Genomic DNA, 14,830 nt, shown 5'->3' on the forward strand with positions numbered 1-14,830 from the left:
TGATTTTAATAGATGTAATTGTTTAATATGTATAATAAAAATATAAAAATAACTATTTTAGATTTCAAATTATAATGAAATATTTCTATAAGAATATTAATTAGTAGAAAGCGTAGGTGGATATTATGGGGAGAATAGCAAGTGAAGAAATGTTAAAAGAATCTTTAGTATATAGAGGAGATACGTATAAAGTTAAAAAGGTATTTGAAAAAGCTGATAGAGGAGAAGATATTACAGTAGCTTTTATAGGTGGATCAATAACGCAAGGATGTAATGCTACAATTCATGAAAACTGTTATGCAAACAGAACTTATTTATGGTTTAAAAATAGATTCCCTAAAATTAACGTAACGTATTTGAACGCAGGAATAGGGGCTACAGGTTCTATAATAGGAGTTCATAGAGTAGAAAATCAAGTTTTAAGTAAAAATCCTGATATAGTATTTGTAGATTTTGCTGTTAATGATAAAGATAATAAATACAATAAAATAGCTTATGATAGTTTGATAAGAAGAATATTAACTCATAATAGCAAGCCAGCTGTAGTTGAGGTATTTATGAGTACTGATATTTTAGGAAATGTTCAAGAGCAACAGATAGAGATAGGAAAAAGATATAATGTTCCAATGGTTAGTTTTAGAGACGCTATTAGAACTGAGATAAGTAATGGAAATTTGAAGTGGAATGAAGTTGCTTCTGATGAGGTCCATCCAAATGATAGAGGACATAAGATAATTTCTGAGTTATTGATTAATTTATTAGAAAGCATAGATAGAGATAATGATATAAAGGAAAATGAAGATAAAATAATTGGACAACCTGTTTTTGGCGAAGATTATATTAAAGGACAGATTTTAAACTCTGATAGTGTTGAAGTTATATGTACTAAAGGAATGGTAGTAGATACTGAAGGATTCCAAGGTTTTAAAAATGGTTGGACTATTGATTCGGATTTCTCTAGTGAAGGTAACTTAAAGTTAGAGATAGAAGGAAAAAATGTATTTGTACTATATAAGAAATTAATAAAAGACACTGCAGGAAGTTTTGATGTTAAGATTAATGGAAATTATATTAAGAATATAAATAGCTATTTTGAAGGTGGATGGGGTGATTATTCAGAAACTGAAGTTTTAATAGAAGGAGATAAGAAAGAAAGATATACAATTGAGTTTTTAGTAGATAGTAATAATATATATAAAGAAATATATATTATGGGGTTATTAGTATCATAGAAGGAGAGAATTTATGCGTTTAGAAAACCTTGATAAAGATAAATATGCGTTAATAGAAGCAGATAATCCTAATTATCAATATATGGGGAGAGTAGATTTTGAAAATCCTAAAGCTCCGACTATCATTTATGCTGGAAGTACAATTAGAACAAAATTTACAGGAACGTCATTAAAGATAGCTATTAACAATAATGGTGGAGGGTACGAAAGTGCCATTGGATTTATTATTGATGGAAATATTACAGGGAAAGTAGTTATAGAAGAACATGGCAAAGATATTATTTTAAATGTTGCGGAAGGACTTAAAGAAGGAATTCATGATTTAGTCCTATATAAGAGAGCTTCCGCTTGTCATTATTTTGATTTTTACGGAGTAATTTTAGATAAGGGGTGTTGTATAAAAGCCCCAGAAGAAAAAAGTAGTAGAAGAATTGAATGCTTTGGAGATTCTGTTTCGGCAGGAGAAGTTTCAGAAGCTCTAGATTATGTAGGAAAAGTAGATCCAGAAGGACATGAAGGAACATTATCTAATTCATGGTATTCATATTCTATGATGACAGCGAGAAATTTAGGAACAGAAATTAATAATATTGCTCAAGGTGGAATTGCAGTAATGAATGGAACTGGATACTTTAATCCTGATAGGGGATATTTAGGATTAGAATCAACTTATGACAAATTAAGATATAATCCAGAATTAGGCTATTGCAATGAGTGGGATTTCTCAAATTATATTCCTCATGTAGTAATAATGGCACTTGGGCAGAATGATGCACATCCATATGACTATATAGATGAAGATAAAGAAAAAAGAGAACTATGGAAAGCAAAATATAAAAATATTATTTTAGATTTAAGAAGCAAATATCCAGAGGCTTTATTTGTTATTATAACTACTATTTTATGTCATAACAAAGGTTGGGATGATGCCTTAGATGAAATGACAAATGATATAAATGATGAAAAGATAGTTAGATTTAAATTTAAAAGAAATGGTTTAGGAACACCAGGGCATATAAGAATACCAGAGGCAGAGGAAATGGCTAATGAATTAACTAGTTTTATAAAAAGCTTTGGAGATGATATTTGGAGTTAATAAAATATGTAGTTTTTATGATATATATACAATAATTATGGTGATATATAAAAGTAGTTAAATTAATAAATTAAATATAGTAAAGTTTAGACATAGGTTATTATTTTATTATTGAATATTGTGCAAAACGTATACAGATTGAGGGGGAAAAGAAAATGGTAAAAATAATAGGTAGTGAATTAAAAAACATTCCTTGGCAAGATAAACCAGAAGGGTATGAAGGCGTTGTTTGGAGACATAGTGCAAATCCAATTATAGGATGGAACCCTACAAAGAAAACAGCAAGAATTTTTAATAGTGCAGTAGTACCATATGAAGATGGATTTATAGGAATATTTAGAGCAGACCATAAACATGGTAAACCACAATTGCATTTAGGAAGAAGTAAAGATGGATTAAAATGGGATATTGAAGATGAAGAAATTCATTGGAAAGATGAAGCTGGGAATGATTATCAACCAAATTATTCTTATGATCCGAGATTAGTAAAAATAGAAGACACTTATTATATAGTTTGGTGTGCTGAATTTGGAGGAGCAGCCTTAGGGTTAGGAATGACAAAGGATTTTAAAGAATTTACAAGACTTGAAAATCCATTTATTCCATTCAATAGAAATGGAGTATTATTTCCAAGAAAGATTAATGATAAATATATGTTATTAAGTAGGCCAAGTGATAGTGGACATACTCCATTTGGAGATATATTCTTAAGTGAAAGTCCAGATTTAGTTCACTGGGGTAAACATAGAAGAGTAATGTCTAAAGGTGGTTCAGGTTGGTGGCAAGGAACTAAGATTGGTGGAGGAGCAATTCCAATAGAAACTACTGAAGGATGGTTACTATTCTACCATGGTGTTTCAGGAACTTGTAATGGATTTGTGTATAGTATGGGTGCTGCAATCTTAGATAAAGATAATCCAAGCAAGGTTTTATATAGAACTAGAGATTACTTGTTAACTCCTGAAAAGGAATATGAAACTACAGGATTTGTACCTAATGTGGCATTCCCTTGTGCAACTTTACATGATGCAGAAACAGGAAGAATAGCGATTTACTATGGAGCAGCAGACACATATGTAGCTGTAGCTTATGCTCAAGTTGATGAGTTAGTTAAATATATTAAAGAAAATTCAGAGCTAGTATACGGTGATGATATAGAATTTAGATAGTATAAAGAGGTGATCTTTTAATAGGTCATCTCTTTTATGCTCAGTAAAATTATAAACATAAAAAGAATGGAAATATTAACATAAAATCGTAGGAGTAAGAGCAAATAAAAAATATTAAATTTGCTGCTCGATTATGGATGTATTTGTAAAATGACTTGTGTTTTAATTATTATTATGTTATCATTGATTCATATGAATACAAATAAAAGTGATAATTGGGAGGTGTAACCGTGAAAAGTTTTTTATTTGTTTTAGAAGCGGTTTTAGGATTAATAGTTGTAGTATCAATATTAATGCAAAAAAGTAAAGCTGATGCTTTAAGTGGACTTATACAAGGTAGTAAAAGCGAAACTTTCTTTGCTAAAAATAAAGCAAAGACTAAGGAAGCGATGTTAGCAAAGATAACTATAATCTCAATGCTTTTATTTGCTATAAATACAGTAGCTTTAAATTTACTTTAATATATGATAGACCGCCTACAACTAGGTGGTCTATTTTATTTTGCAATAAATTATAAAGGTTAGAATTTACAACGAGTGCTTTGAATAAAAATATATTACTGTGGTACTATAATAAATGACTGGGGAATGAAAATTATGGGAATAATTATAGTGATGAAATATGGAGGAAAATTTATATATGGGAATTAAAGAAACGTTATTAAATTTTATGAGAGAAGAAGCGTATAGACCTATGGATATTCAGGAACTAGTTTCAGTATTTGATATAAATCCTGATGAATATAAGGATTTTAAAAATGCTCTAAAAGTAATGGAGTTAGAAGGTCTTATTGTTAGAACTAAAAAAGATAGATTTGCAGTACCAGAAAGAATTGGATTAGTGCAAGGAAGAATAGAAACTCATAAAAAGGGATTTGGATTTTTAATAGCAGAAACTGAAGGAGAGCCAGATGTATTTATACCGAGTTCTTCAATGAATGGTGCTATGAATGGTGACAGAGTTATTGTACAAATAACTAGAGAAGATAGAAATGGTAGAAAGAAAGAGGGAGAAGTAGTAGAAGTTATTGAAAGAGCTAATACTACTATAATTGGAGTTTACGAAGATAGCAGAAACTTTGGGTTTGTAGTTCCAGAAGATACAAGAATAAATCAAGATATTTTTGTATCTAAAAAAGATAAAAATGGAGCTAACCATGGAGATGTAGTTATAGTTAAAGTAACTAAGTGGCCAGATGGAAGAAGAAGTCCAGAAGGGATAGTTAAAGAGGTACTAGGTAAAAAAGGTGATAGAGGATTAGATATATTAACTATAATTAAGAAGTTTGGATTACCAGAAGAATTTCCACCAAAGGTACTAAGTTATGCTGAGGGAATTTCAGAAGAGATAGATGAAAAAGAAATTAGAAGAAGAAAAGATATAAGAAATTTAAGAATGGTTACTATAGATGGAGAAGATGCTAAAGATTTAGATGATGCCGTATCTATAGAAAGAATGGATAATGGAAGATATAAATTAGGAGTGCATATAGCTGACGTAACTCATTACGTAAAAGAAAAGAATCCTCTAGATAAGGAAGCTTTAAAAAGAGGAACTTCAGTATATTTAATAGACAGAGTTATTCCAATGTTACCAAAGAAACTTTCTAATGGAATATGTTCATTAAATCCTAAGGTAGATAGACTTGCATTAAGTTGTTTTATGATAATTGATGATAAAGGTAAGGTTTTAAATCATGAGATAGCAGAAACTGTTATAAGAACTTCTGAAAGAATGACTTATACAGACGTTACTAAAATATTGAAAGATAAAGATGAAGAACTTATAAAGAAATATGACTATCTTGTAGATGACTTCAAGACAATGGAAGAGCTTTGCTTAATCTTAAGAGAAAAGAGAATGAGAAGAGGAGCAATAGACTTCAACTTTGAAGAATCTAAGATAATATTAAATGAAAATGGTAAGCCGATAGATATTAGACCTTATGAAAGAGAAATAGCAAATAGAATAATAGAAGAGTTTATGCTTGTATGTAACGAAACTATTGCTGAGGCTATGTTCTGGAATAATATACCGTTTGTTTATAGAGTTCATGAAGATCCAGATGAAGAAAAACTAGATAGATTCAGAGAGTTTATTTATAATCTTGGATATACTATGAAGCCAACTCAAGATATACATCCAAGAATGTTACAAGAGGTGTTGGAAAAAGTAAAAGGTAAAAAAGAAGAGGTAGTAGTTAGTACCCTTTTATTAAGAAGTATGATGAAAGCAAAATATACTCCAGAATGTACTTCACACTTTGGATTAGCTGCTAGATATTATTGTCACTTTACTTCACCAATACGTAGATATCCAGATTTACAAATTCATAGAATTATTAAAGAATTTTTAAATGGTAAGATAGATGAAAAGAGAACTGAAAAGCTTACTACTATAGTAGAAATTGCAGCTAAGATGTCTTCAGATACAGAAAGAATAGCTGAAGAAGCAGAGAGAGAAGTTGATGACTTAAAGAAAGCTGAATATATGATGGATAGAATTGGAGAAGAATTTGAAGGTATTATATCTTCTGTTACATCATTTGGAATATTTGTAGAGCTTCCTAATACAGTAGAAGGACTTGTTCATATAACAGATTTAGATGATGATTACTATGTTTATGATGAACAACACTTAATGCTTTTAGGTCAAAGAACTAAAAAAATATATAGACTTGGAGATTCAGTAAAGGTTGTTTGTAGCAGAGTAGATATAGACAACAGAGAAATATTCTTCGATATACTTGAAAGTGAAAATGATAGACAAGAAATAATTCCAAGTGATGAAACAGCTTCGATAATAGCAGAAGTTAAAAAGGAATTTGGGGTTCAAGAAACTATAGATTCTGAAGATGAAGAATAATTAAGGTTTAAATGGAAAGAGTTAATAGTTAATGAATAAAGCCAGCTGTTGTTGACTTTAAGCAACAACTATTAACTTTTCTCCCGTAACTATTAACTTTTTAATAATATGCATGTTATAATTAATAAAAACGTATTGTAATGAAGTGGGTGAGATTAATGGCAAGAATTAAAAATAGTAATTCTTTAGCTGAAAATAGAAAAGCTCGTCATGATTATTTTGTTGAGGAAACAATGGAGGCGGGAATTGAATTAGTAGGTACAGAAGTTAAATCTATTAGAAATGGAAAATGTAACTTAAAGGATTGTTATGCAGATGTTAAAAATGGCGAGATATTTATTTTAAATATGCATATAAGTCCTTATGAACAAGGTAATATATTTAATGTAGATCCTTTAAGAGAAAGAAAGTTATTACTTCATAAGGAGCAAATAGGAAGATTAGCAGGTTTAGTATCTAGAGAAGGATATACATTAGTGCCTCTATCTTTATATTTAAAAAATGGTAGAGTAAAAGTTGCTCTTGGAATTTGTAGAGGTAAAAAGAACTACGATAAGAGGGACTCTATGCTTGAAAAAGCTCATAAGAGAGATATTGAAAGAGAAATGAAAAATAGAAATAGATATTAATTTATAAAACAGATCAATTAAAATTGGTCTGTTTTTTTGTGCGCGCAGATAATGTATCATTTTGCCGAAAAATAATGTGTAATTACAATAACAAAAACAATACACTATGACTTGAAAACTTGTGTAAACATTTAATTAGTGTGTTTATATGGATACAGTTTCTAAAAATGTATTAAAAATGTTGTTGATTTGTAAGGGATTTTAAGTTTGGCATGGTAATTGCTTTATATATTTGCAAGAAAAAATAATTAATATAGGGGGTAGGATATGGCTAAAAATAAGAAGATGACATTAAGAGAGAAATTTATGGAATATACCAAAATAAAAAAGGTAAGTAAGGTTAAAAGAGCTGTTGCTTTTTTGGCAGATTGGTATATATCGACATTGCTTGCAGGTATTCCACTTCTATATATGTATAGTGTTCAAAGTGGTAGTACAGAGGTACCAGCATCATTAACTCAGTTTAGTGGAAGCTTAGGGGTAATTGCTGGATTAATAGGAGTAGTGATTATAACACTTTACTATGTTGTAGTTCCATTAAAATTTAATAAAGGACAAACATTAGCTAAAAACGTCTTAGGTGTTAAAATAGTTCAAAATGATGGAAGTGAGGTTACAGCTAAAAGTCTTATAAAGAGAGAAATCTTAGGCGTAATGCTTATTGAAGCTGGACTAGTTAGTAGTAGTAAATACTTAAGAGAAATATTTTTAATAGCCGGAATGGATAATGTTTATAGAATATTAGCTATAGTTGCTATAGTAATACCATTTATATCAATTGTGATAATGATGTTTAATAAAGAAAGCAAAATGATTCACGATATTATTGGTGGAACAAAAGTAGTTAATGCTTAATTACAAATTATGTTAGAACTTATTTTATATAAATTCTTAAAAAATTAGAGGAGGAGAAATGAGATGAAAAAGTTTTATTTATTCTGTAGTGCAGGAATGTCTACAAGTTTATTAGCAAGCAAAATGCAAAAGGTTGCAGATGCAAACAAAATTCCAGTTGAGGTTAAGGCTTTCCCAATAGGGACTATGGCAGAGATAATTGAAAAGCATAACCCAGATTGTATTTTACTTGGACCACAAGTTAAGTATCTATATGAAGATACTAAGAAGAAGTTTGCTGATTTAAACAAACCAATATTTGTTATTGATTCTCAAGATTACGGTGTAATGAACGGAGAAAAAGTTCTTAAGACTGCAATAATGGGTTATAAAAAACATATCAAAGAAAACGCATAATAAAAAACAAGAGGATAAAAGGGGGACAATATTATGTTTTCAGCATTTGAAAGAATTCTTATGCCAGTAGCCGATAAATTAGGTAAAAATAAAATACTAGTTGCTATCCGTGATGGTTTCTTAGTTACAACACCACTTATCATAGTTGGTTCAATATTCTTATTAATCGCTAACTTCCCAATTCCAGGGTGGAGCGAAATGGTTGCAAAGCTTTTAGGTGAAGGTTGGGAAAGTTGGTTTACTAACGTTTCTAGAGCTACTTTCAGTGTAACGGCATTATTAAGCTGTATGGGTACTGGGTATGCTTACGCTAGAGAACTTAAAGGTGATAAGATTCAGGGTGCAGCAGTTGCGCTAGTATCATTCTTTATAGTTATGCCTACAAGAATACCATACGTTGGTGTTGATGGACCTGCTACTGTAAGTGGATTAGGGTTTGAATATGTAGGATCTAACGGCCTATTCTTATCTTTAGTTGTTGCTTTAAGTTCAGTTTGGGTATTTAACTGGGTTTACAAAAAAGGTTGGACAATAAAGATGCCAGATGGTGTTCCACCAGCTGTATGTGATTCATTTGCAGCTCTAATACCATCAGCAATAGTTATGACTTTATTCTTCTTAGTAAGAATAGGATTTGAATTTACTCCATATGAAACTGCTCATAACTTCATTTACCAAGTACTACAAACACCATTAAAAGGTTTTGGTAATACATTAGGTGCACAAATTGTTTACTCATTAGCTTGTTCATCATTCTGGTTCTTTGGAATTAATGGACCGGCTGTTGCAAATACAGTATTCTCACCAATATTAAAAGTATTAACAATGGAAAATTTAGAAGCGTTACAAGCTGGTTTACCATTGCCAAATATATTCACTGGACCATTTACAGACTTCTTTACAACATTTGGTGGTGGAGGAAGTACACTTTCACTAGTAATAGTAATGTTATTATTCTGTAAGTCTAAGAGAATAACTCAATTAGGTAAATTATCAATAGTTCCTGGTATCTTCGGTATCAATGAACCAATAATATTCGGTTTACCAATCGTATTAAACCCAATATTAATAATTCCATTCATAGGAGTACCATTACTTAACTTAGTTCTTTCAACAGTGGTTACTAATATGGGATTAATTCCTTATACAACAGGAGTTTCTCTACCATGGACAACTCCGATAATATTCTCAGGATACTTATCAACAGGAAGTATAATGGCCAGCGTATGGCAAGTTGCATTATTATTAATTGGATGTGTAGTTTACTTCCCATTCATTAAGATATTAGATAAACAATATTTAAGAGATGAAGAAAATGCTAAAAATAACGATGATGAAGATATTTCATTCGAAGAGTTAGCATTCGACGATCTATAGGAGGCAATAATAATGAAGGTTTTAATGATATTTGATCAAATCCAAGCAGGGATGGGTGGAAAAGAAAATGCTCATCAAGCTTTAGGAGGAAAAATGATGCCTATAGGTTCTGCAAGTATGTTAGAACCTGCATTAAAAGCTGAAGACGGAAAAGTTATAGCGACTATTTACTGTGGTGATGCATTCTTCGCTGAAAATGAAGAAGAAGTTACTAGAAAAGTTGTGGGAATGACTAAAAAGATAAATCCAGATGTAGTTATATGCGGGCCAGCATTTAACTATAAAGGATATGCATCTATGAGTGCTAGATTAGCTAAGGCTATTGAAGCAAATTCAGATATTCCTGCAGTAGCAGCTATGTCACAAGAAAATGATGAGACAATTGCAGAATTTAAAGATTTAGTTAATATAGTAAAGATGCCTAAAAAGGGTGGAACTGGATTAAATGATTCTTTAAGACATATTTGTCAATTAGCTCATAAAAAAGTTAATAAAGAGAACATAGAGGATTTAGTAAAGACTATATGTTATTAATAAGAGTGGTAGCCTAAGAAAATCTTAGGCTACCATATTATATATAAAAAATTGCAAATATAAAATTTTAGGTGGAGAGCAGTATGGAGAATATATTAAATATTAAGATTGATGAAAATAAAGATAAAATGATTAGTCATATTATAGATGTAGTAAAAATACCAAGTGTTGAAAGTGAAGCTGTCGATGGTGCACCATTTGGTGAAGAAGTAAATAATGCTCTTCTTAAAGCACTTGAAATATCGGAAGAACTTGGATTTAAAACCAAAAATATAGATGGATATATGGGATATGCAGAGTTCGGAGAAGGTGAAGATTACGTTGGTGTTTTTGGACATTTAGATGTAGTTCCTGAAGGAGAAGGGTGGATTAACCCACCATATAGTGGACATATAGAAGATGGGAAGATATTTAGTAGAGGTGTTTTAGATAATAAAGGGCCTATAATGTCAGCTTTATATGGATTATATGCAATAAAAGAAAGTGGCTTAAAGTTAACTAAGCCAGTAAGAATAGTATTTGGTACTGATGAAGAAAGTGGATTTGAAGATTTAAATTATTATTTAAGTAAGGAAAAACCACCAGTAATGGGATTTACTCCAGATTGTAAATATCCTGTTGTATATGGTGAAAGAGGAAGAGCGAAAATAAGAGTTAAAGTTGATATAGATAATGAAAATAGAGTTCAAAGAACAAGAGAGTTCTTTGATTTTGTAAATAAATACATTTTAAGTAGTAAAGATAATGGGGAAAGACTTGGTATCAATTATGATGATAAAGAGTTTGGAACTATGGTTATGAGAGGATACTCATTAGATAACGATGAAAATAGCTTAGGATTTAATTTAGCATTAAGTTATCCAGCAGTAGCAACAATAGATGAAATAATGAAGCAAATAAGATCAAAAGCTACAGATAATGTAGAGATTGAACTTTTACACAACTACAATCCAGTAAAGTTTGAAAAAGACTGTTTCTTAGTTAAATCACTTCAAGATGCATACGAAGATATAACTGGATTAGATGGAACTCCTGTAACTACAACTGGAGGAACTTATGCGAAAGCTATGCCTAATATAGTTCCATTTGGACCATCATTCCCAGGACAAAAGGGAATAGCTCATAATCCAAATGAGTATATGGATATAAGCGATATTATTTTAAATGCAAAAATTTATGCACAAGCACTTTATAGATTAGCAAAATAATTAACATAATAGGGGGATAAATAATGATTACAAATAAAACTTTAGAGTTAATGAGAGAGTTAACTCAAGTTATAGCTGTATCTGGAAATGAGATAAAAATATCTAAAATACTTCAAAATTATTATGGAAAGTATACAGATGAAATTGTATACGATAACTTAGGTTCAGTATACGGGGTTAAAAAATCTAAGAAGCCAAATGCACCGAAAGTTATGATTTCATCGCATATGGATGAAGTAGGATTTATAATAAAGGATTTTACTAAGAATGGATTAATAAAAGTATTATCTTTAGGTCCAGCTTGTAAGCAAGGGTTACTAGGGCAAAGAGTTAGAGTTATGACTAATGACGGAGAAGAGTATAAAGGTACAATAGTAGCTAAATCAAATAGTGATAAGGATAAAGTATTAGATGCCGATAAGATATTAATAGATATAGGTGCATCATCAATAGAAGATTTTTCATCATTAGGAATTAGACTTGGTGATTCTATAGTCATTGATGGAAGTTTTGAAGTTCTTGCAACAGGAAAAAGAATTATGTCTAAAGCGTGGAATAGCCGTTATGGATGTGCTTTAGGTGTAGAAATATTAGAAGCATTAAAAGATGTAGAACTTGATGTTGATTTATATGTTGGTTGTACAGTACAACATGAAGTAGGACTTAGAGGATCACAAACTGCTACAAATTTAATTTCTCCTGATTTAGCTATAGTTCTAGATTGCTTAACTGCAGATGATATAAGTGGAGATTCTGATGCTGTTGGTAAGCTTGGAGAAGGTGTACTTATTAACTTCTATGATAAATCAATGATGCCAAACAGAGCTTTATTAAATCATTTAATGACTATATGTAAAAATAATGGTATACCAAATCAATTCTACTACTCAATGTGTGATGGAGATGGTGGTTGGATACATAAATTACTAAGAGGATGTCCTACACTAAATGTATGTATTTGTGCTAGAAATGTTGAAAATAATAGTTCAATAATTGATGTAAATGACTATTTAGCTGCAAGAGAATCTGTTACTAAAGTTGTTAAGTCATTAAATACAGAGATGATAGAGATGTTTAGAACTGAAAATAGATAATTTTTAGTTTTATGAATCTTCATGGAGGAAATTTAAGATGAGTTTATCAAAGGAAAGTTCAATATATGATGTAGACTTAGATATGTTAAGGGAACTAAGTGAAGCAGATGGTATTTCAGGATGTGAAAAAGAAGTAAGTAGAGTTATGAAGAAATACTTGGAAAAGTATTCTGATGAAATCTCTTACGATAACCTTGGGTCAATAATAGGACTTAAAAAAGGTAAAGAAGATGGGCCTAAGATAATGATAGCTGGTCATTTAGATGAAGTTGGGTTTATTGTTAGATATATAGATAAAGATGGGTATGTTAAACTTTTACCTGTAGGGGGATGGTGGGGGCATGTTCTTCCATCACAAAGACTTATAATAACTACATCTGAAGGTAAGAAAATAGTAGGAGTTGTGGGTTCTAGAGCTCCTCATGGTATGCCTGCAAAAGAGAAGGAAAAAGTTATTTTACCTAAAGACTTACATCTAGACTTAGGTGTAGATAATAGAGAAGAAGTAGAAGCTTTAGGAATACAAATAGGTGATATGATAACACCTGATACTAAGTTTGAGGTTATGAATAATCCTAATTATTTACTTGGTAAAGCTTGGGATGATAGAATAGGTGCAGCTGTTGCTATTGATGTTTTAAGAGAGTTAGATGGAGTAGAACATGATGCTAATGTATATTCTGTAGGAACTGTTCAAGAAGAAGTTGGGATAAGAGGCGCTAGGACAGCTACTGCAAATATTAAACCAGATATAGCATTTGCTTTAGATGTTACTACTGCAAAAGATACACCGATGGATAAAGGTGGAGCTAAATTAGGTGGAGGAATAATTCTTAGTGTATTAGATTCATTATCTTTAGCTAATAGAGGATTATTAAACAAGCTAGAAGCTATAGCAAGCGAAGTGGGATTAGAGTTAAATTACGATTTTATGGTAGCTGGTGGAACAGATACTGCTAATATACATAAGAGCTTTGATGGAATAATAGCTATGACATTATCAATACCTACAAGGTATATGCATTCACACAGATTAGTTATACATCGTAGAGATTATGTAGAAACTGTTAAAATAATAGCTGAATTCTGTAAGAGGGTAGACAGAGAACTACTTGAAGAGATAAGATTAAATAATAGAAGATAAGTGAGATTCAAAATTTAAATTTTATAAATCGAACTTACTCATTCAACGAGAGGAGAAGGAGTTTCCTTCTTTATAGAGCAGATGTTGATATGCTATATCCACTTCGACACTGATTCAATAATATAAGAATTTCTATTATTTCTTACATAAGAATTGTTAAAGTTTTAAAACTCGCTAATCTCAAACAGTTAAAACTTTTAAATACAATTCTTATTCCAAAAATAATGTAATTCTAAATATTAGTTCATATGTGTCTGCGTAAATATATCCTATCAACAAAAGTTTATAAAAATTAATGTAAACTATAATTAGGAATTTAAATATATGAGGAGGTATAATTTATACCTCCTCATAAACAATATATTTTAAAAAGTTTTTGGAGGGGAAAATGAGAGAAGTTAGCGTTGAGAAGATAATTGATACAGTAAAAGAATTATGTATTGAGTCAAACTACTATTTAGGTGACGATATAAGAAATGGATTAAAAGATAGTATCGAAAAGGAAGAGTATCCTTTAGCTAATGATGTGTTAAAAAAGATATATTTAAATGCTGATATAGCAAGAGATAATAATATGCCTATATGTCAAGATACAGGGATGGCTTGTGTTTTTGTAGAGTTAGGACAAGATGTTCATATTACAGGTGGTAGCTTAGAGGATGCAATTAATGAAGGCGTTAGAAGAGGATATGAGGAAGGGTTTTTAAGGAAGTCAGTTGTAAAAGATCCTTTAAATAGGGTAAATACAAAGGATAATACTCCTGCAATAATATACTATGATATAGTTAAAGGTGATAAAGTAAAAATAACAGTTGCACCAAAGGGATTTGGTTCAGAAAATATGAGTAGAATTGCTATGCTTAAACCTTCAGATGGAATAGAGGGTGTTAAGAAATTTATATTAGAAACAGTTGAAAATGCAGGACCTAACCCATGTCCACCAATGGTTGTTGGAGTAGGTATAGGTGGAACTTTTGATAAAGCAGCATATTTAGCAAAGAAAGCATTACTTAGACCAATTGATCAAAGTAGTGAAATAGAATTTTATAAAGAATTAGAAGAAGAATTAATAGAAGAAATAAATAAATTAGGAATTGGACCACAAGGGTTTGGAGGAAGAACTACAGCATTAGGAATTAATATTGAAGTATATCCAACTCATATAGCAGGTTTACCTGTAGCAGTTAATATAAATTGTCATGCAACTAGGCATAAGGAAAGAGAGGTTTAA

The 14,830-nt window shown here is 30.6% G+C and carries 14 protein-coding genes; all 14 read left to right on the forward strand.

Annotated features, from left to right (window positions below; all coding sequences use genetic code 11):
• Positions 1–125: 125 nt before the first annotated feature.
• On the forward strand, positions 126–1,232 hold the full coding sequence (locus LQE93_RS06410; RefSeq protein WP_231072671.1) for an SGNH/GDSL hydrolase family protein: 1,107 nt from the start codon (positions 126–128) through the stop codon (positions 1,230–1,232).
• A gap of 13 nt (positions 1,233–1,245) precedes the next feature.
• Positions 1,246–2,328, forward strand: a complete 1,083-nt coding sequence (locus tag LQE93_RS06415) for an electron transporter RnfD (RefSeq protein ID WP_231072672.1) — start codon at positions 1,246–1,248, stop codon at positions 2,326–2,328.
• Between the two features lie 155 nt (positions 2,329–2,483).
• Positions 2,484–3,497 carry a glycoside hydrolase family 130 protein gene (locus LQE93_RS06420; protein WP_231072674.1) on the forward strand — a complete coding sequence of 338 codons (1,014 nt, stop codon included), beginning with the start codon at positions 2,484–2,486 and terminating at the stop codon, positions 3,495–3,497.
• A 230-nt stretch (positions 3,498–3,727) separates the two neighbouring features.
• Positions 3,728–3,958 (forward strand): preprotein translocase subunit SecG, encoded by a 231-nt coding sequence (secG, locus tag LQE93_RS06425; RefSeq protein ID WP_055264393.1) that lies wholly within the window; start codon positions 3,728–3,730, stop codon positions 3,956–3,958.
• Between the two features lie 178 nt (positions 3,959–4,136).
• Complete coding sequence (gene rnr / locus LQE93_RS06430; RefSeq protein WP_231072675.1) at positions 4,137–6,362, forward strand: ribonuclease R; 2,226 nt, start codon at positions 4,137–4,139, stop codon at positions 6,360–6,362.
• Positions 6,363–6,520: 158 nt separating this feature from the next.
• Positions 6,521–6,991, forward strand: coding sequence for an SsrA-binding protein SmpB (gene smpB / locus LQE93_RS06435; protein ID WP_055264389.1), 471 nt, complete (start codon positions 6,521–6,523; stop codon positions 6,989–6,991).
• 267 nt (positions 6,992–7,258) lie between these two features.
• Positions 7,259–7,846, forward strand: coding sequence for an RDD family protein (locus LQE93_RS06440; RefSeq protein ID WP_186838474.1), 588 nt, complete (start codon positions 7,259–7,261; stop codon positions 7,844–7,846).
• 63 nt (positions 7,847–7,909) lie between these two features.
• Positions 7,910–8,242 carry a PTS sugar transporter subunit IIB gene (locus tag LQE93_RS06445; RefSeq protein ID WP_186838475.1) on the forward strand — a complete coding sequence of 111 codons (333 nt, stop codon included), beginning with the start codon at positions 7,910–7,912 and terminating at the stop codon, positions 8,240–8,242.
• A gap of 33 nt (positions 8,243–8,275) precedes the next feature.
• Entirely contained in the window at positions 8,276–9,619 is a 1,344-nt protein-coding gene (locus LQE93_RS06450) for a PTS sugar transporter subunit IIC (protein WP_231072676.1), read from the forward strand.
• A 12-nt stretch (positions 9,620–9,631) separates the two neighbouring features.
• Positions 9,632–10,153 (forward strand): GrdB-related putative oxidoreductase, encoded by a 522-nt coding sequence (locus tag LQE93_RS06455; RefSeq protein ID WP_186838477.1) that lies wholly within the window; start codon positions 9,632–9,634, stop codon positions 10,151–10,153.
• Between the two features lie 83 nt (positions 10,154–10,236).
• A complete protein-coding gene (locus LQE93_RS06460) occupies positions 10,237–11,361 on the forward strand; it encodes a Sapep family Mn(2+)-dependent dipeptidase (RefSeq protein ID WP_186838478.1) in 1,125 nt (374 codons plus the stop codon).
• A gap of 23 nt (positions 11,362–11,384) precedes the next feature.
• The gene (locus LQE93_RS06465; protein ID WP_231072682.1) at positions 11,385–12,455 is read left to right on the forward strand and encodes a M42 family metallopeptidase; all 1,071 of its coding nucleotides are present in this window, start codon (positions 11,385–11,387) and stop codon (positions 12,453–12,455) included.
• Positions 12,456–12,492: 37 nt separating this feature from the next.
• On the forward strand, positions 12,493–13,599 hold the full coding sequence (locus LQE93_RS06470; RefSeq protein WP_231072684.1) for a M42 family metallopeptidase: 1,107 nt from the start codon (positions 12,493–12,495) through the stop codon (positions 13,597–13,599).
• A gap of 388 nt (positions 13,600–13,987) precedes the next feature.
• The gene (locus tag LQE93_RS06475; protein WP_055264372.1) at positions 13,988–14,830 is read left to right on the forward strand and encodes a fumarate hydratase; all 843 of its coding nucleotides are present in this window, start codon (positions 13,988–13,990) and stop codon (positions 14,828–14,830) included.

The organism is Clostridium sp. NSJ-145 (assembly GCF_021044725.1).
In the GTDB taxonomy this organism is placed as follows: Bacteria; Bacillota; Clostridia; order Clostridiales; family Clostridiaceae; genus Clostridium; species Clostridium disporicum_B.